This is a genomic window from Reyranella sp. (genome assembly GCF_036558665.1).
In the GTDB taxonomy this organism is placed as follows: Bacteria; Pseudomonadota; Alphaproteobacteria; order Reyranellales; family Reyranellaceae; genus Reyranella.
In genome coordinates this window covers 18,811-36,539 of record NZ_DATBFE010000119.1, presented here as the reverse complement: position 1 = coordinate 36,539, position 17,729 = coordinate 18,811, and the positions used below count along the sequence as shown (strand labels likewise).

General features: G+C 63.7%; 15 protein-coding genes. 8 read left to right on the top strand and 7 right to left on the bottom strand.

The features are described from left to right. Nucleotides 1-31: 31 nt before the first annotated feature. The 3 genes from VH499_RS17525 to VH499_RS17515 are packed head-to-tail and all read right to left on the bottom strand — an operon-like array spanning nucleotide 32 to nucleotide 4,076. Entirely contained in the window at nucleotides 32-1,486 is a 1,455-nt protein-coding gene (locus VH499_RS17525) for a right-handed parallel beta-helix repeat-containing protein (protein ID WP_332054035.1), read from the bottom strand. Beyond that, nucleotides 1,483-2,841 (bottom strand): O-antigen ligase family protein, encoded by a 1,359-nt coding sequence (locus VH499_RS17520; protein ID WP_332054034.1) that lies wholly within the window; start codon nucleotides 2,839-2,841, stop codon nucleotides 1,483-1,485. Before VH499_RS17520 ends, VH499_RS17525 begins: the two co-directional genes overlap by 4 nt. A gap of 2 nt (nucleotides 2,842-2,843) precedes the next feature. Further along, nucleotides 2,844-4,076 carry a hypothetical protein gene (locus VH499_RS17515; RefSeq protein ID WP_332054033.1) on the bottom strand — a complete coding sequence of 411 codons (1,233 nt, stop codon included), beginning with the start codon at nucleotides 4,074-4,076 and terminating at the stop codon, nucleotides 2,844-2,846. A 622-nt stretch (nucleotides 4,077-4,698) separates the two neighbouring features. Between VH499_RS17515 and VH499_RS17510 the strand changes: the two genes are divergently transcribed. From VH499_RS17510 to VH499_RS17485, 6 genes are all read left to right on the top strand, one after another. Next, entirely contained in the window at nucleotides 4,699-5,736 is a 1,038-nt protein-coding gene (locus VH499_RS17510) for a glycosyltransferase family 2 protein (protein WP_332054032.1), read from the top strand. Between the two features lie 2 nt (nucleotides 5,737-5,738). Continuing rightward, nucleotides 5,739-6,554: a sugar phosphate nucleotidyltransferase gene (locus VH499_RS17505; RefSeq protein ID WP_332054031.1), complete on the top strand. Its 816-nt coding sequence runs from the start codon at nucleotides 5,739-5,741 to the stop codon at nucleotides 6,552-6,554. Continuing rightward, a complete protein-coding gene (locus VH499_RS17500) occupies nucleotides 6,551-7,204 on the top strand; it encodes a PIG-L deacetylase family protein (RefSeq protein WP_332054030.1) in 654 nt (217 codons plus the stop codon). Before VH499_RS17505 ends, VH499_RS17500 begins: the two co-directional genes overlap by 4 nt. Nucleotides 7,205-7,238: 34 nt before the next feature. Continuing rightward, entirely contained in the window at nucleotides 7,239-8,312 is a 1,074-nt protein-coding gene (locus tag VH499_RS17495; protein WP_332054029.1) for an NAD(P)-dependent oxidoreductase, read from the top strand. Between the two features lie 14 nt (nucleotides 8,313-8,326). Beyond that, the gene (gene rfbC, locus VH499_RS17490) at nucleotides 8,327-8,905 is read left to right on the top strand and encodes a dTDP-4-dehydrorhamnose 3,5-epimerase (RefSeq protein ID WP_332054028.1); all 579 of its coding nucleotides are present in this window, start codon (nucleotides 8,327-8,329) and stop codon (nucleotides 8,903-8,905) included. A gap of 64 nt (nucleotides 8,906-8,969) precedes the next feature. Next, nucleotides 8,970-10,379 carry an NAD(P)H-dependent oxidoreductase gene (locus VH499_RS17485; protein WP_332054027.1) on the top strand — a complete coding sequence of 470 codons (1,410 nt, stop codon included), beginning with the start codon at nucleotides 8,970-8,972 and terminating at the stop codon, nucleotides 10,377-10,379. Here the strand turns inward: VH499_RS17485 and VH499_RS17480 are convergent. Next, nucleotides 10,367-11,113: a Crp/Fnr family transcriptional regulator gene (locus tag VH499_RS17480; RefSeq protein WP_332054026.1), complete on the bottom strand. Its 747-nt coding sequence runs from the start codon at nucleotides 11,111-11,113 to the stop codon at nucleotides 10,367-10,369. The two genes, VH499_RS17485 and VH499_RS17480, sit on opposite strands and share 13 nt — an antisense overlap. A gap of 196 nt (nucleotides 11,114-11,309) precedes the next feature. After that, nucleotides 11,310-12,833 carry an exopolysaccharide biosynthesis polyprenyl glycosylphosphotransferase gene (locus VH499_RS17475; RefSeq protein WP_332054025.1) on the bottom strand — a complete coding sequence of 508 codons (1,524 nt, stop codon included), beginning with the start codon at nucleotides 12,831-12,833 and terminating at the stop codon, nucleotides 11,310-11,312. 501 nt (nucleotides 12,834-13,334) lie between these two features. On the opposite strand from VH499_RS17475, the gene VH499_RS17470 reads away from it, so the two are divergent. Further along, a complete protein-coding gene (locus tag VH499_RS17470; protein WP_332054024.1) occupies nucleotides 13,335-14,159 on the top strand; it encodes a WecB/TagA/CpsF family glycosyltransferase in 825 nt (274 codons plus the stop codon). 154 nt (nucleotides 14,160-14,313) lie between these two features. Next, the gene (locus tag VH499_RS17465; RefSeq protein ID WP_332054023.1) at nucleotides 14,314-15,090 is read left to right on the top strand and encodes a response regulator transcription factor; all 777 of its coding nucleotides are present in this window, start codon (nucleotides 14,314-14,316) and stop codon (nucleotides 15,088-15,090) included. Nucleotides 15,091-15,143: 53 nt separating this feature from the next. On the opposite strand, the gene VH499_RS17460 is transcribed toward VH499_RS17465, so the two are convergent. After that, on the bottom strand, nucleotides 15,144-16,628 hold the full coding sequence (locus VH499_RS17460) for an AMP nucleosidase (RefSeq protein WP_332054022.1): 1,485 nt from the start codon (nucleotides 16,626-16,628) through the stop codon (nucleotides 15,144-15,146). Beyond that, entirely contained in the window at nucleotides 16,625-17,626 is a 1,002-nt protein-coding gene (locus tag VH499_RS17455; RefSeq protein ID WP_332054021.1) for a 3',5'-cyclic-nucleotide phosphodiesterase, read from the bottom strand. The genes VH499_RS17460 and VH499_RS17455 overlap by 4 nt, the downstream gene beginning before the upstream one ends. Nucleotides 17,627-17,729: the final 103 nt, after the last annotated feature.

The following is a 17,729-nucleotide window of genomic DNA, read 5'->3' as shown; positions in this document are numbered from 1 at the left end:
AGCTCTCCGTATCACCTTCGACCGCCCACCTTCACAAGGAATCGAGCCGGCCATCGCGCTCCAGACCTTTTCGCCGGAAGCCGTCCCAATCGGTGACGTCTCGTCCCCATACGAAGCGGCCCGGTCCGCTGCCGCGGAGAACGCGATAGATGTTGCCGTCGAACCGGTTGTTTCCCTCGGCGATGATGTCGAAGTTTCTGTCGTTGGGCTGCGTATCCGACGCTCCGCCGGAGCATGGCGCACCTTCGAACGTCATTTCGTTACCGCGCACGATATTGTTGCGCGTCCTGTATTCGCTGCCGTTGTCCGCTCGCCGTCCCTGATCGATCAACATGATGCCGCATCCGCCGGCCGATACGGTCAGCCTGTTGCCGGTCACGACCACGTCCTGGGATGCGGCAAGAGTGATGTCGGCACCCCAGAACCAGCTCCTGTTTGCGCTCCCGTTGTGCCGCACGATATTGTTGCGGATCACGGCGTTGAACGAGATCTCATGGAAGATGCCGATGTGCCGGTTGTTCTCCACGAGATTGCCCTCGTAGACGACGTTGCGGCAGTCGATATCACACCACAGACCGGCGCCATCGTTGTCGTAGACATGGTTGCCGCGCAGGATCACACCGTCGCTCTCGGCGATCTTTACGCCGCCGGCCTCCCACGCCGGATCGAAGCCGCGGATGTTGTTCGACCAGATGCGGTTGCTTTCGATCAGGATGTCCTTGCCATTGCCTTCGATGCCGATCTGGCCGTTGTGATCGATGTCGCAGTTTCGCACGCGGCTCCCGGTCCCGACGCTGATCCCGGCACCGCTGTTCAGACGCACGTCGCAGTTCTCGATCGTCCATCCCGCGCCCTCGCGGGCATGAACCGCTCCCTTTTGTGCCGGGCTCGAGTACTTTTCGACCGTCACATTGCTGATCAACACGCCGCGGGCCGTGCTTTCGAACGCGAACGAAGCGGCCGTTGCTTCGACCTTGTGGTCCGTCGGATTGTCGACGAGATAAATCTTGCGGTCGGTGTGATCGACATAGAACTGACCACTGGCGAGGGCGTTCCTGCTCAGGACCATGGTGAGCGGCCGATTGTCCATGAACAATGTTTCAGGCCGGTTGCACGCCGGTGCACTGGGCATGCAATCCCCGTGCATGGCGCCGAGGTTGAACGGGCTCTTGGCCGTCCAATAGCGCCCCTCATTCCTGAAACCGGCCAGCGGCCGGCTTCCGTCGAGGACGGTGCGGCCCTCGCCGTAGAAGCGCTGGTTCGACCGCGGCCGGACCGCCTGCGCCCTGTGGATGCCATTCTTCAGACAGAACCCAGCTCCGTCGCCGGCGAGATCGACCGCCGCCTGGATCGAGGCACCCGGCTCGACGGCGATGGTGTTGGCCGGGCAGGAACTATCGCTTGTTCGAGCCACGGCCGCCCCGGCATGGATCAGCAGGCCACAAAGCACCGACGCCCCGGCCAGCAACGACCTTGCCGCCATCATCGACCGGCGCTCCCGCTTTCGGCGGCGACCTCGGCCCGATAGACCATCACCGAACCGATGCCGAAGCCGAACAGGCACCAGAACCAAATGCCCTGCATCGGTCCTTCAAGCACGACATCGAACGTTGCGTTTATGACGATGGATGCGGTGTAGCAGGCAATGAAGAGGAAGAGATCGGCCCACTGCCCGTGGCCTCGGGTCCGAGCGAGCAGGATGGCCCTCAGCATCATGGCTCCCCACGCGACAAGCACGACTGCCCACAGCACGAGACCTGGCACGCCGGCGCGGGCGAGCAGAGTCATGTGCGCGTTGTGCGGGCTCCGCAGAGGCGGGTGCGGGTCGACCGGGTCCACTGGACCGGCAAAGCCATCGGCTTCGGCGAGATTGAGGCCAAATCCTCTGCCGGTCCAGAAATGGGGCCCGCGGAAGGTGTCATCGAGGATCACGTCCCACCACTCGAGACGCCACTCCTTGGTTCCTTGCACCTGCTCGCCGGATTGCCCGACGATGCTCTTCAAGTTCTCGACGATCTGATGGGCGCTGACCGGCCGGTCGTTCGACTCCTCGGCCTCATGGTAGTGAGAGAAGCTGGCCTCGGCCGCGTAGAGAAGGCCGAGGATGCCCACGGCAGCCAGCATTGTCGTCAGCAGCAGGCGCAGCCGGCCCAGCATGAGCATCGCAAAAACCACCGGAACAAGGACGGCCAGCGCCGCTCCCCGATTGGTTGCCCCCACCATGGCGAGGGTGGCAAACCAGATGGCAATCCAGAACGGCGACGCCTTTCGATAGCCGATCAACACGAACACCATGGCGCCGGCCAGATGGCTTCCGGCCGCGCTCGCCTGGATATCCAGTACCGGTATGTTCGGACCGTACAGGCTGGGGATCTGGTCCATCCAGTACTTGGTGATCATGTAGCCGACCGACATGACGGGCAACGTCGCGACGAAGATGGCGTAGTAGCGAAGGATGGTATCGATGCGCCGCCCATCCTCGAGCAGAAGTCCAATGACGATGAACGCGAAGCCGCCATACATGACGACGACGCTGTCGCGCAGGGCGTCGAAACCATAAATCCCGACGAATGGGATCGTCCGGGCGACGACCCAGATCATCAAAACCACGAGAAGCATGCTCGGCAGGGTCGCCAGCGAGGCGACGAACGCGCCGGACCTGGCAAAGACGAGGAGCCCGAAAAGGAATGCGATCTCGCCGATGTAGAGCGGTGGAATCCCGATATAGGCGAAGCCCTTTCCCATGAGGGCATAGCCCAGCAGCACGACGGCAAGCAGCGACAGATAGCGATCGCCTATGGTTGATATCCGCCGCGACTCGTATTGGAGCGTGTCAGACATGTTCAACCCGCCTGCGGTGCTTCACGATGGCCTGCCGGAAGGTCGGCGGGCGCTCTCGACCGCTCGTGCCGGATCAACCAGGTGACCGCGATCCCGGCCCCGACCAGTCGCACCAGATTGGCGACCAGCAGCGCAAGGCACGCACCCAGCACGCCCAACGGCTCGATCAGCGCCAATACCAGCGCGAGCGCTGCCGCCAGCGCCGCGACATTGACGAGGAAGGCAAGCTTGCCCGCCTGAACGCCGAGCAAGGCCTTGCTGATCATCTCGGTGACATAGTCGATGACGCCGGCGACCATGAGAAGCTGCAGGCCGGCGGCAACCGCGAGATACGGCGAGGAAGGTCCATAGACTGTGCGCAGAAGCAGATCCGGCATCAGGGCTCCGACGGCGCCAATGGCCAGAATCGGTCCGAGGCCGAACAGGACGTATCCACGTGCTGCCTTGAACGCGCCTGCGACGCCGCCGAAACGATGGGCATGAGCCGCCACCTGCGGGATCGCGTTGCCGATGCCGAACGCGATGGGATTCATCATGTTGGCGATGTTCAAACCGGCCTGAAGCGATGCCGTCGCCACGGTGCCGGCGATCGTCGCGAGCATCCAGGGAAGGAGCTGGACGCGCACGAGCACGAGCTGATAGCTGACGAGAGACCACTTGCCGACGGAGAAATACTCCAACGGCAGGCTTCGCACGCCGGCGATTGTCGGGCGAGCGACGCGCAGCTTGGACGCGTGCACGAGAGCGCCGACGGCGAACGCCGCGGACATCGCATAGAGCGTGGCCGGAAGCGTGATCGAACCGGTCCAGAGCAGAGCCGCGACCAGCGGGACCTGGCCTACGTAGGCGATGCTGTCGCCGGCCACCGCGCAGCGATAACGAAAATCGGCAAGCAAACAACGCCGGAGTGTCTCCTGCGCCTGCCAACACAGGTAGCAGAGGCAGCCCGGTAGAAGAATGGCAGATGCTCCGAGGAGCGCGATTCCAAGTCCCATGGTCGCGACCAGGACAAGGCTAAGACCGGCCGCGAGCACTATGGTGCTACCAACCAGACGGGCACGCTCATCTTCATCCGCGATGCACAGTCGGACCGACAGCGGATAGGAGATGAGGGAGTAGTCGACCGTCCGCAGGATGAAGATCGCGCCAAGAAAGAGGGCAAACCTCCCGTAATCTTCGGCATCGAGGATTCGGGCGAGCAGCACATTGAGGAGGAAGTTCCCGGCGCTCACCATGGCCTGGTCGACGAGCGTCGATGACGCCCTGCCAATGAACCGTGCCTGGCCCGTGGAAGCGCTCCCACTGCTCTTCGATCGGCGTGACAGCGTGCGCACGAGGAAGCCGGCGAATCGTGCGTTCAGCTCGGCGGCGGCCGCGGTCCACGGGTTGAAGGGTATAGGCGTCTTGGGCTCTATGGTGCGCGAGTCTGTTTCAAACGCGGCCAGAGCCAAGGGCCACCAGGAGCTTTCGCTGGCGACTGCGATCTTGCGCCCGACTGCTGCACGGTCGCGTCCTCTGGCTCGGCGATTTCCGTAATGCGTCCGGAACTCCGCGCGCGGGAGCTCGTGGTCGCGCCGCCTTTCCCCGTCGAATCTGGGAATGCTCATCGTCAACTAGATAACCTGACGGGAACATGCGCGGGCGGCGCGTTGGATGGCGGCTGCGACTCAAAGAGAGGTACCTCGAAGGTGGTAACGTCAAACTTCCCGCCGGCCGTGCAACGGCGCGGCTTTCCGAGAGGAGTAACCTTGGCGGTTCGTTGACTTCACACACCCCCGCCGACACGCTTCCTTCGCATCCGGCCAACCGACACGTGCTTCCGCGTGAGCAAGGCCAAGGCCGAATGGAAAGAAGGAAATGGCTTATTCACCCAGCGGCCCTGCGGCGAAGCTGTCGATCGGACTGCCGGTTTACAACGGGGAAAAGTTCCTGCCGGAGGCGCTCGATCATCTCCTGGCGCAGACCTTCCGGGATTTCGAGATCATCGTCAGCGACAACGCGTCGACCGATCGGACTTCGCAAATCTGCGCCGAATATGCGAGCCGGGATCCTCGTGTCCGCTATTGCCGAAATGACTCGAATCTGGGTGCCGTCGCCAACTTCAATCGGACATTCGAACTGTCGGCGGCCCCCCTCTTCAAATGGGCAGCCCACGACGACCTGCACCTGAATACCTATCTTGAACGTTGCGTGGCCCTGCTCGACCGGGACTCGGGCATTGTCCTCGCGCACAGCGCCACGGCCTTCATCGACGACGACGGCCAGGAATTCCCGTTCGATTCGGATAACGAGACCTATGTCGATCCCAAGACGGGCACCCGCCAAAGGCCCGACAGCCCGAAGATCGGCGACAGTCCGGTCGCATTCGAGCGCTTTCGCGACGTGCTGTCGAGCGCACGCTGGGGGAGCCATATGTTCGCCGTCATCCGCCGCGCGGCCTTGAGTCAGACGCAGCTCCTGCCGAACTTCGCGGGCAGCGATCGCGCCATGCTGGCCGAACTGGCGTTACTCGGGCGGTTCCGTTCCGTGCCCGAACGCCTCTACCTCAAGCGCTTCCACGCCGGAGTGTCCTGGGCGCTCAACCAGCGCGAGTTGAAGGACTTCCTGAGTACTGACGGAAAGGCCTATTCGCGGCGCGCGCGCCAGATCAAGGCCTATTTCGGCGCTCCCGGCGGCAAGCCGATCAGCGTCACCACCAAGGCGCTGTGCACCGCTTTCGTCGCTGGGCACTGCATGAAGACGGCGGTCCAGGCGCTGGCACGCAAGGATGCGCGCAACGCCGTCCACGGCGCCGTCTGGCGCAACAAGGCGGAAGATCGGGCTCAAGTCGCCTCGGGCGCGAGAGTCAAACACGGAAAGAGCGCACGCTCCTTACTGTCCGAAACACGGTGTTGAGAATGAAGACAGTTCTGTTCTGCGGCGGTCTCGGCACCCGAATCCGCGACGTGTCCGAAAGCATACCGAAACCGATGATACCGATCGGCGACAAGCCGATCCTGTGGCACCTGATGCACTACTACAGCCAGTTCGGGCACAAGGACTTCGTCCTTTGCCTCGGCTACAAGGCGAACGTCGTCAAGGAATTCTTCCTGAACTACAAGCCGCAGACCTACGCCGACTGTGTGGTCACGGGTTTCGGCAACCAGGTCGAGATCCTTGGCGATCCGCAGCAGGACTGGCGTATCGCGATGATCGACACCGGGATCTGGCGCAATATCGGCCAGCGGCTGTGGGCCGTGCGCGAGCACGTTGCGGGCGAGGAGATGTTCTACGCCAACTACAGCGACGGGCTTTGCGATGTGAACCTGGACGAGATGACGGAGGCCTTTCGCGCGAGCGGCAAGATCGCATGCTTCATCGCGGTTCGCCCGTCCTTCAGTCTGCACCTTGTCGACATGCGGCCGAGCGGAAAGGTTCAGCGCATTCGCGCCAGCCAGGACGCCAATCTCTGGATCAACGGCGGCTTCTTCATCTTCCGATCGGCGATCTTCGACTACATGCAGCCCGGCGACGAATTGGTCGAGGCGCCGTTTCAGCGGTTGATCGACGCCGATCAGCTCATGGCCTTCCGGCACGAGGGATTCTGGCGGCCCATGGACACGCTGAAGGACAAGCAGGTGCTCGAGGATCTCGTCGACAAAGGCACGATGCCCTGGCGTCTCAACGGCGCTCCGGGCAGCGCGTTGAGCGACGCGGAAAGGAAGGCGGGATGAGGCCTCTTGGGCTCGCGGGCTCGGGTGAGCGCCTCGCCGTGCTGTGCATCGGCGCCCACGCCGACGACATCGAGATCGGCGCCGGCGCGACGGTCCTGGGATGGATCGAGCGCGGCGTCCGTCTCGATGTCCATTGGGCGGTGCTGAGCGCCATCGGACCGCGCGCCGAGGAGGCCCGCGCATCGGCCACGGGATTTCTCGCCAAGGCAGCGCGCGCCGTCATCGATCTGGCAACGTTCAAGGACGGGTTCTTTCCCCACCAGGGCAGCGACATCAAGATCTGGTTCGAGGCACTGAAGCGGCGCACCTCGCCCGACGTCATCCTGTGCCATTGGCGTGACGACGCGCACCAGGACCATCGCCAGGTCTCCGAGCTGACCTGGAATACCTTTCGTGACCACGTCATCCTCGAGTACGAGGTGCCGAAATGGGACGGCGACACCGGCCAGCCTAACGTCTACTTCCCCGCCAGCCGGACGGTGATGGAGCGCAAGACTAAGCTTCTCAACGATCATTTCGGCTCGCAGCGGTCGAAGGACTGGTTCGACCGCGAGATCTTCATGGGATTGGCGCGCCTGCGGGGCATGGAATGCCGCGCGGCCGACGGCTTCGCCGAGGCTTTCCACGCACGAAAGCTCACGGTGCAATGATTGAACGGCGGCACATGACAGGAGTGGAACGGCGATGCGTGTAATGGTGACGGGACACTTGGGCTACATCGGAACCGTCATGGTCCCCCTGTTGATGCAGGCGGGCCATGAGGTGATCGGTCTCGACAGCGACCTCTACGAGCGCTGCACCTTTGCTGCCGGCGGCCGCATCGTGCAGGTGCCGCACATCCGCAAGGATACCCGCGACGTCGAGCGCGGCGATCTCGACGGGCTCGATGCCATCATCCATCTGGCGGCACTGTCGAACGATCCGCTCGGCAACTTCCGGCCCGAGCTCACCTACGAGATCAACCATCGTGCCAGCGTGCGCCTTGCGATGCTGGCCAAGCAGGCCGGTGTCACGCGCTTCCTGATGGCGTCCTCGTGCAGCAACTACGGGCAGGCCGGTGAGGCGATGCTCGACGAGACGGGCGCGCTCAACCCGGTCACCGCCTACGGGGAATCCAAGGTCCGATCGGAGCGCGACATTTCTCCTCTGGCGGGCGACGGTTTCTGCCCGACCTTCATGCGCCCGGCCACCGCCTATGGTGTGTCGCCGCGAATTCGCTTCGATATCGTGCTCAACAATCTGGTGGCGTGGGCGGTTACCACCGGGAAGATCTATCTCAAGTCCGACGGCTCGCCCTGGCGGCCGATCGTCCATATCGAGGACATCTCCCGGGCATTCATCGCCGCCCTCGAAGCCCCCGAGGAGCTGGTCTGCAATCAGGCCTTCAACGTCGGCCAGACCCGGCACAACTATCGCATTCGCGACATCGCCGAGATCGTGGCCCAGGTGGTCCCGGGCTGCCAGCTCGAGTTCGCGCCCGGGGCCAGCCCCGACACGCGCTCCTACCGCGTCAACTTCGACAAGATCGCACGCGTGCTGCCGGGCTTCAGGCCGCAGTACGATGCGCGCCGTGGCGCCGAGCAGCTCTACGCCGCCTATCGTCAGTCGAACCTCACGCTCGAGGAGTTCGAAGGGCCGCGCTACCAACGCATCAGCCACATCCAAAAGCTGATCGCCAGCGGCGTCCTCGCGGACGACCTGCGGCATCGCGCCGAGGGCGCGCGCACGGTCGAACACGTTGCAACAGCGGCCAGCTAGACAGGACGACGAACGTGATCTTCACCGAGACCAGGCTCAAGGGCGCCTTCGTCATCGATCTCGAACGACGGAGCGACGAACGCGGCTTCTTTGCTCGCGCCTTCTGTCAGCACGAATTCCGCGACCACGGCCTGAAACCTGTCATCGCCCAGGCGAACATCGCCTCGAATCACAGGAAGGGCACGTTGCGCGGCATGCACTTCCAGTATCCGCCGATGGCCGAGACCAAGCTGGTGCGCTGCACGCGAGGCGCCATCCTCGACATCATCATCGACCTCCGACCCGAGAGTCGCACGTACCTGCAGCATGTCGCCGTCGAGCTCAACGAGGAGAACATGACGGCGCTTTACGTGCCGGAGCGGTTTGCGCACGGCTACCAGGCTCTGCGCGATGGCACCGACACGAGCTATCAGGTCGGAGAATTCTACGCGCCGAATACCGAGGGAGGTGTGAGGCACGACGATCCGCAGCTCGGCCTGGAATGGCCGCTGCCGGTCTCGGTGATCTCGCCAAAGGATGAGGCTTTCCGTCCGCTTCGGGAAATCGAAGGGGAATTGAAACGCAAGATGTCGCTGTCGCTTGTGACAGCGTGACGACGCCGGGTCCGCACGACCGTCACGGCCATTGGGGCAAGATCTGCGGCACAGGAGCAGCACGATGTGGATCGTCGATACCGCGCTGAAGGCTCGCGAGGAGCAAAACAAGCCCATTCGCGTGGGCATCGTAGGGGCCGGGTTCATGGGCCAGGGGCTCACGAACCAGATCACTCACAGCGTACCGGGCATGCGGGTTGTCGCCATATCCAATCGGCAGGTGGAGCGGGCGGCGAACGTGTTCAGGTACGCCGGCCACGACGACATCCTGATCGCTGGTTCGCAACGGGAGCTCGACGACGCTGCCGCTCGCCGTCGGCCGGTCGTCACCGAGGATGCGATGCTGCTCGCCCGCTCGGAGCATATCGATGTGCTCGTCGACGTTACCGGTTCGGTGGAATTCGGGGCCCATGTGGTCATCGAGGCCTTCAGGAACGGCAAGGACGTCGTCCTGATGAACGCTGAACTCGACGCCACGATTGGTCCGATCCTGCAGACCTATGCGCAGCAGCATGGCGTGATCCTCACGGGCTGCGAAGGCGACGAGCCCGGTCTGCAGATGAACCTCTACCGCTGGGTCAAGGGACTCGGCCTGACACCGCGCCTGCTGGGCAACGTGAAAGGGCTGCAGGATCGCTACCGCAATCCGACGACGCAGAAAGGCTTCGCCGAGCGGTGGGGTCAGAATCCCACCATGGTGACGAGCTTCGCCGACGGCTCCAAGATCAGCTTCGAGCAGTCTGCAGTCGGCAATGCCACCGGTTTCAAGGTGCTCACACGCGGCATGTCGCGCGGCGTCGAATATACCGGCGACGTCATGAAGATCGGCGAACGCTACGACCTTGAAGAGCTGCGCCGGCTCGGTGGGGCGATGGACTATGTGGTCGGCACGCCGCTGACCAAGGTCTTCTGCCTCGCCGAGCATCCCGATCCAAAGCAGCAACATTACCTCAACCTCTACAAGATGGGGCCGGGCCCCCTCTATTCGTTCTTCCTCCCCTATCATCTGGTGCATTTCGAGGTGCCGAACGCGATCGCCCGGGCGGTCCTGTTGCGCGATCCGGTCATCAAGCCCCTGGGCGGACCTGTGGTGGAGGTCTGCGCCGTCGCCAAGCGCGACCTCAAGGCCGGCGAGGTGCTCGACGACTACGGCATGTACATGACCTACGGGGAGGCGGTGAACGTCGAGGAGATGAGCGCGGGCCGCTATCTGCCCGAGGGGCTTGTCGAAGGCTGTCGGCTGACCAACGACATCGCCAAGGATGCGGTCATCACCTATGAGGACGTCGTCCTGCCGGCTGGCCGCCTGGCTGACCGGCTGCGCGCCGACCAGTACCAGAAGTTCCGTGGTGAAAGCTGGCTCGGCGACCTGCTGGCCGCCTCGCAGGAGCAGGGCTCGGCATCCGCGCCGGTCGATGCAGCTGTGCGGACGTCCCGTGCCGACGCGCAATTGACGCCGCTTCAGGGCGCGTAGACTGCTTCGACGTGGAGCTTGGCGTAGGCGGCGTCGCGCCTGAACCAGGCTGGAAGACGGCCCTCCGGCGGACCTTGCGGAATGCCGAGGTAGCGGCCATCGAACCTGCCGATATCCATCAGCCGGTCGCGGCAGACGACCTCGATGCCGCGGCTGCCTTTGGAGAGAACACCAAGCTCGCGCAGATCCTGGATGGTGCGGTTCATATGGACGGTGGAAAGGCTTGCCGCGTCCGCCAGGTCGACCTGCGTCATGGGGATGACGCTGCCATCCAGACCGATCGCCTCCAGCCGGACCATCTGTTCGCACAGGAGATTGGCGATGCGCGGGAGTGCCGGCCGCTGGCTCACGTTCAGCAGCCTTTCCCGGAAGATGCCTGCCTCGATGATCGTGGCGCGCCACAAGGCGAGGCCTAGCCTTGGGTAGCGGTCGATAATCCGCTCGATGTCCTCATGCCGGAAGACGCCGACCAGGCAGTCGGTCAGCGCGCCGACGGCTTCATCCACCGCCGGGAGGAGATAGCGGTCGAAATCACAGAAATCGCCGGGATATTGGAACGTGAAGATCTGTCGCCGGCCGTTCTCGGTCATCTTGTACCGGCACGCCAAACCCTTCAGCAACACCGTCGCATGACCCGGCGAGCTGCCCAAGCCGACGATATCCTCGCCGCGCGTGATTCGCCCCTTGATCTTGACCAGCAGCAGGAGAGCTTGCAGCTCCTCTTCGCTATCCATACCCAAGTTACTGAATTTGCGGATGAGCGCATCAGCAATGTCGCTGCGCAACGGCCCCACGGCACCAAGCATCGCTACCCCCAAGATGGTAATCCTCGGGGTGCCGCACCTTCGCAGCAATTTTCTTTTGATGACCCTTATCGAGTCCGGAGAAGGGAAGAGCGGGCCTCCTGCCGGAGCGTCCGACGACGGTGTGCTACTTCGCGCCCTGGCCGCCGATCACCGCCGGCAGCGTGGCAATGAGGATATAGAGATCGAGCCAAAGCGAGCGATTGCGGATATAGAAGCAGTCCTGGGCCCGCTGAACGCCGAGATCGCCGGTGCTGCGCGACGAGATCTGCCAAAGGCCAGTGAGGCCGGGCAGCACCGTTACCCGCAAGGCCTGGAAGTCGGGATCGAAGGCGTCCATATGGTAGGCTGGAAATGGCCGCGGTCCCACGAGGCTCATATCGCCGCGGATCACGTTCCAGAGCTGGGGCAATTCATCGAGGCTGGTGCGCCGCAGGAAGTCCCCGACGTTGGGCAGGACCCGTGGGTCCCTCGACAGCTTGAAGTAGCGCTGCCACTGCTCCCGCATCGCGGCATCGGTCGCCAAAACGTGCTCGAGCCGTTGCTCGGCGTCCCGATACATCGTGCGCAACTTCAGCACCTGGATCGGCTTGCCATGGCGGCCAACACGTTCCTGACGATAGAGGGCCGGCCCCGGGTCCACGAACTTTATCATCAGGGCCAGGAACGCGATCATCGGTGCGGTGAGCACAGCAAGCGGCAGCGCCAGCGCAAGATCGATGGCGCGCTTTTGTCCATGGCCAAGACTACGCGGCCGGCCTCCCAACTCCAAGGCGACAAAGCGGTCGAAATGGCGGACCTGCAGGCCGAAAGAGGCGAATTCCCCGAGCTGACTGACGACCAGAATTTTCCGCACCCCCAGCCGGTAGAGTGCTTCGGGATCGCGCGGCAAGGCATGGCCATCCGGCACGACCACGACCTCGGGGCCGGCGCCGCCGGGCCACTCGTCGATCGTTCCGAGCAGCGGTAGGCCGGAGGCGGGGTCCGCTTCTTCCGTTCCGGCGGGCAGCTCTGCGGTCGCGTCGGGCAGGCCGTCATCGATGAAGCCGACCGGCCTTAGCCCCCAGGCGGGCTGACTGAGCAGGAGTCGGGCGAAAGTGCGGCTTTTGGCGCCAAGGCCAAGGATGGCGGTCGGCGTTCCCCATGCTCCCGACCGCACGAACTGGCCGATGATCAGATGCTCGGTCCACGAGCCGAGCACAAGCGCGATCACGCCGATGAGCGGTACCGCCGCCAATTCGACCGACGGTCCCTCGCGCGCCCACATCATGGTCGCAGCGAACATGAACAGCACCATTGCGGTCGCGCGGATTCGGAAACGCTCCATCAGGCTCTTGACGTTCGACCTGTAGATGCCGAGCAAGCTGGAAACGCCCACGAGCAGCGGCAGCGTCATGGAGACGTGGGTCCACATCCAGTCGGAGAACTCCGTCTGGACGATAGGCCAGGCGGAGGTCACGACCACCGAGGCGAGCATGATCGCGGCGGCGCCGGACAGAATGTCGCCGGCGAGCAACTTGAGAACAGAAAGCCCGCGCGATCTCCGTTCGACCGCCGCAAGCGGGCCGCCGTAAGCTGTGCCGCGAAATCCAACAGGTTTGGCTCCGGAAGGCGGCAATGCGCTGGCGACACGCGCTTCGACATTGGACATAAGCATCAACTCATTTGAAATGGAGCCGCCCGGTCGGGCAGATCGCAGCGGCCCGGCAACTCACGCCCTCTTCGAACGAACATCTGACGCGTGGCACCCGATTGCCCTCTCCCTGCGGCCGTAGCCTCCTTCCGTTCGACGTTCCGTGCTTGTCCACCGGGCCTCGATCACATCTGGCGCTCTGTCGCAGATGTTCGGTATTCACCTTGTTACGTTACGGCCGGTGACATCGCCCTCAAGCGCCACGAAGGAGTAATCCAATCGTCAGAACCGTCGCGCGCCATACGCGCTAGGCGCGGCGGATGGCGGCGGACCCGTTCGGTCGCCGCAAGGGTGCGCTTGCCGAACAGATCGGCGTGCCCAAGGCATGCCGGCAAGCGCCACGTTCGGGAGGATCAAATAGGAGGTACCTCCTGGATGCTCCAATGCGATGTTTGTCCCGTCACGGTTGAGATCGATCATGGCGTTGTGGCAACCGCGGGGAAAGGCGCATCGACCCTCATGTCCGTACTCGCCCCTGATAGGGGACCGGCTCTCAATCGTGCGTTCATTCTGGGTGTCGGGGTCAGCGCCATCACGCTGGAGCAGGCGGTCTCGACCATCGAGGGATGGATCGAGCGCAGAAGCCGGAACTATGTGTGCGTCACCGGCGCCCACGGCGTGATCGAGTGCCGCCGCGATCCGCAACTGCGCCTGATCCACAATCGGGCCGGCATGGTCACTCCGGACGGCATGCCCCTCGTCTTCACCGCCCGCTGTCTTGGTTTCCGGCCGGTCTCGCGTGTTTACGGGCCTGACCTGATGCGACGCCTCACCGAGATCTCTTCGCAGAAGGGCTATCGCCAGTTCTATTACGGCGGCGGGACCGGACTTGCAGAGCGTCTCGCCACGACGTTGAGAGGTCGCTATCCGGCACTGCAGGTCGTCGGCACCCTCACCCCGCCGTTTCGACCGCTCACGCCTGAAGAGGACGATGCCGTGGTGGCCCAGATCAATGCGGCCGACCCGGATATCGTTTGGGTTGGATTGAGCACACCGAAGCAGGAAATGTGGATGGCGTCGCACGTCGGCCGGCTGAAGGCGCCGGTGCTGGTCGGCGTCGGAGCGGCCTTCGATTTCCTGTCCGGCGCCAAGTCACAGGCACCGGTCTGGATGCAGCGAAGTGGACTCGAATGGGCCTACCGCCTGGCACAGGAGCCGCGTCGACTGTGGAAGCGGTACGGCCGCATCGTGCCGCTCTTTCTCACCCTCGCCGTGGCCCAGATCGTTTTCCATCGCCTGGGCGCTCGTGCCGTCGAAGACAATTGGTCGGTAACGCGTAAGTGAAGCGCCGGCTTATCACCGGTTAATTTCCCGGGCGACTTACCACCTTATCGATTGACGTGGGGCGCCAATGTGGCTGGGGGAAGTCATGGCGACACGGGTCGCGACTATCATCGTCGAACCTCGTTTGCTTGTCCGCGAAGCACTCGAATCGCTGATGGCTCATCATTCGTATCGGGTCGTTTGCGGCGTCGGATCCATCACCGAGATCGCCAACCCGTCGATCCTTGCCGAGGGGCCCAGGCTTGCAATCCTGGGCGTCCAGTCCGCCGATGATGCGATCGCCGAGGCGGTCGGCGTCAGGAAATTGTGGCCCGACAGCAAGATCATCCTGCTGTTCGAGCATGCGTCGCTTCTCGACTTTCAGAAGCTTCTGGCGTCGCAAGTCGACGGCTGTGTTCCGTTGTCCGTCTCTCCCGAGACGTTGATCAGTACGCTGGACCTGATCATGGTCAGAGATGTCCGGGTCATGGTCGTAGCCGATGCGAAGTGCCCCTGTCCTCATTCGATTGGAAAAGAAGGGTCCGACCAGCAGGAGACGAAGGCAGGCAAGCTCCAGTCGCGTGCCGACGCAGCCACGCCGACTGCGGCGGTCTGTGATGCGGAAGACGGCGTCGGCGCTCCCGATCTCGACGTGAACAACGGCGGCCCGCACCATGCATCGAAGCAGCGAAGCCTGCCCAAGCTGTCGGAACGCGAGGCCCAGATCCTGGATGGCCTCGTCAAAGGCCACGCCAACAAGGTCATCGCGCGCACGTGCGACATCACGGAGGCGACGGTCAAGGTCCACATGAAGTCGATCCTGCGGAAGATCCAGGTGGCGAACCGAACGCAAGCCGCGATCTGGGCGCTGGAGCACGGTTATCCCGGCGACGAAATGAAAGGTCGTCTTCCGAAGGCCGCTTCGACGGCCAGCGCCGCGTCCATCATGTGACGCAGCGCGGATTGTCCGGAGGTCGGCCGCTGCGACTGCGTCGCAGATCGTCATCACCTGAAGGGCGGCTCGTCGAAGCTGCGCAGCTTGCGCGAATGCAGGGAGCCGAGTTCACCGCGCAAGAGATCGATTGCTTCGAGCCCGATGCGCAGATGCTCGCCGACCGCGCGCTGGTAGAAGCTGGTCGCGGCCCCCGGAAGCTTGATCTCGCCGTGCAAGGGCTTGTCGGAAACGCAGAGCAAGGTGCCGTAGGGCACGCGCAACCGATAGCCCTGCGTGGCGAGCGCCGCGCTTTCCATATCGACGGCGATGGCCCGGCCGAGATTGATGCGGCGGCGCTCCTGGGACCAGCGGAACTCCCAGTTGCGATCGTCGTAGCTCACCACCGTGCCGGTGCGCAGCCGCCGCTTCAATTGCTCGCCGCGCTGGCCCGTCACCCGTTCCGCCGCGGCCTGGAGGGCGAGCTGCACCTCGGCCAACGCCGGGACCGGAACTTCCGGCGGTACCAGATCGTCGAGAATGCGGTCGCGCCTCATATAGGCGTGTGCCAGCACATAGTCGCCGATCGTCTGTGACTGCCGCAGCCCGCCGCAATGGCCGATCATCAACCAGCAATGTGGACGCAGCACCGCGAGATGATCGGTCGCGTTCTTGGCGTTCGACGGGCCGATCCCGATATTGACGATGGTGACGCCGCCGCGATCATCAGAGCGTTGCAGGCTGTAGGCCGGCATCTGGAAGCGGTGCCAGGGAGCCGCAGCGATCGATGCAGAGGCGAACGCCGGATCGTCGCCACGCCGCACGACCGCGCCGCCCGGCAGCACGAGGTGCGCGTAGGGTCCGGCGGGGCTGGCCAATTCCTCCAGCGCCCAGGCAAGGAACTGATCGACATAGCGCTGGTAATTGGTGAACAGGATCCAGGGCTGGATGGTGTGCCAGTCGGTGCCGGTGTAGTGGATCAGCCGACGCAGCGAGAAATCGATGCGCAGCGCATCGAACAGGGCGAGCGGCCGCGACCGGCGGCGCTCGAACACCCAGGTCCCATCGGCGATCTCGTCGCCCACATTGGCGAGGACCGGGGTCGGGAAATGGCGCGCGAGCTCGCTGACCGAGAGCTCGCCATGGATGAATTCGTCGCCTGCCTCGGTGACGAAGGGATAGGGGATTTCCTGATCGCTGGTTCCGACCTCGATGCGGGCGCCGAATTCATCCGCCAGAGGCCGCAACTGCTCGAGCAGATACCTGCGGAAGAAGGCAGGCTGCGTGATGGTCGTCGAATAAAGTCCCGGGGTCTGGAACTTCGCCCAGGCACGGCGGGTGAAATGAATGGCGCCCGATGGCTGCCAGTCGACGCGCAATTCGGGATAACGAAAGGCGCGTCTCTGCTCCGCCGTCGGCACGACCCCGGACCTGGTAAAGAGCGCCAGCGCCTCTCGCAGCGCGTCGCTTGCGCTTGCGTGGAGAAGCTCGAGGCGGTCGACCGCCTGTTCCGGCGTCAGGCCGGACCGTCCGGGGCTATCGGCGCCTGAGACGTTCATTTGAACTGCCAGCGGCTCCCCTGCTGAGGAATCACGAATCTCAGACCGAGATCGTTGCCGGCCTCCAACTCGCCGAGGATTTTCTTCTGCGGCTGATCGTCGGTCAGCGCATATTTGATGTGGGTGACAATGACCGGCAAGTCCTTCAGCGCTCCCGTGCCTGCCTGCCCTTCCAGTTCGTGCAGGGACGCCAGCAGCCACTTGGGAGTCAGATGGCCGAACAGCAACTTGTCCGGCCGATCGCTCGTATATGACGTCTCGATCAGGATGGCCTTCAGACGCCGCTGCTTCACGGTGTCGGCGACGGCCGACCAGACATCGCGCATCCTGGTCGTCCTCTCGACGGCATCCGGTCCGGTATCGCCGAAGCAAAGAACAGCATCGCCGTCGCTCTGGATCAGGAAGGCCGTCGATTCGACTCCGCCGTGGCTCAGCGGAAAGGCCGTCACGTTCATCTTCGTGCCGGAGAGCGGAGTTTCCGTCGCGGGCTTGAGATCGGTGATGGTGAACTTCTTGAGCTGCGGCGCCTTTCCCCGGTCGGTGAAATTGGGCCAGGCTTGCCAGTTGAAGTAGTTCGCCGCCAGCGCCTCTCCGACCGATGGCAGAGCGTAGATCGGCTTGTTGCTGTCGTCGGGCGAGGCGATGACGAGACCGGCCACATGATCGAGGTGGGCGTGACTGATCAGATAGCCCTTGATCTTGGTCGTCAGCACATACCCTACGCGGCTCTGCCCCGTGTCCGGAGGAACCTTGATCGCATCGAAGGCGCCTTTTGCGTCGGCCGCGCGCAGGCCATTCACCAGCGTTCCCGCATCACAGGTTACCGCCCGGTCATCGTCGTGCGGATGAAGGAGATAGGCACTCAGATTGCCGTCCTGGATGCCGCCCAGGGCGCCCAGCGCCACGATGTCGAACCCGTCGGCGGCGATGGCGCCGCCCGGGGCCGGCAAAGATGCGGAAACCACCAGCGCGGCAAGCGCCGCTTCCCAGGCTCTCATTCGGATCCTCCGGTCGACAGGGCCCCATACGACGTCGATACTGCCATGCGCCGCGCCAAGCCGCAGTCCGCACGAGCGTCTTTCCGGCTCTTGAAGATGACAG

Bases quoted from the DNA above. Each gene is read 5' to 3' on its own strand.
- VH499_RS17525 (WP_332054035.1), bottom strand. From the start codon at position 1,486: ATGATGGCGGCAAGGTCGTTGCTGGCCGGGGCGTCGGTGCTTTGTGGC.
- VH499_RS17520 (WP_332054034.1), bottom strand. From the start codon at position 2,841: ATGTCTGACACGCTCCAATACGAGTCGCGGCGGATATCAACCATAGGC.
- VH499_RS17515 (WP_332054033.1), bottom strand. From the start codon at position 4,076: ATGGTGAGCGCCGGGAACTTCCTCCTCAATGTGCTGCTCGCCCGAATC.
- VH499_RS17510 (WP_332054032.1), top strand. From the start codon at position 4,699: ATGGCTTATTCACCCAGCGGCCCTGCGGCGAAGCTGTCGATCGGACTG.
- VH499_RS17505 (WP_332054031.1), top strand. From the start codon at position 5,739: ATGAAGACAGTTCTGTTCTGCGGCGGTCTCGGCACCCGAATCCGCGAC.
- VH499_RS17500 (WP_332054030.1), top strand. From the start codon at position 6,551: ATGAGGCCTCTTGGGCTCGCGGGCTCGGGTGAGCGCCTCGCCGTGCTG.
- VH499_RS17495 (WP_332054029.1), top strand. From the start codon at position 7,239: ATGCGTGTAATGGTGACGGGACACTTGGGCTACATCGGAACCGTCATG.
- VH499_RS17485 (WP_332054027.1), top strand. From the start codon at position 8,970: ATGTGGATCGTCGATACCGCGCTGAAGGCTCGCGAGGAGCAAAACAAG.
- VH499_RS17480 (WP_332054026.1), bottom strand. From the start codon at position 11,113: ATGGATAGCGAAGAGGAGCTGCAAGCTCTCCTGCTGCTGGTCAAGATC.
- VH499_RS17475 (WP_332054025.1), bottom strand. From the start codon at position 12,833: ATGTCCAATGTCGAAGCGCGTGTCGCCAGCGCATTGCCGCCTTCCGGA.
- VH499_RS17470 (WP_332054024.1), top strand. From the start codon at position 13,335: ATGTCCGTACTCGCCCCTGATAGGGGACCGGCTCTCAATCGTGCGTTC.
- VH499_RS17465 (WP_332054023.1), top strand. From the start codon at position 14,314: ATGGCTCATCATTCGTATCGGGTCGTTTGCGGCGTCGGATCCATCACC.
- VH499_RS17460 (WP_332054022.1), bottom strand. From the start codon at position 16,628: ATGAACGTCTCAGGCGCCGATAGCCCCGGACGGTCCGGCCTGACGCCG.
- VH499_RS17455 (WP_332054021.1), bottom strand. From the start codon at position 17,626: ATGAGAGCCTGGGAAGCGGCGCTTGCCGCGCTGGTGGTTTCCGCATCT.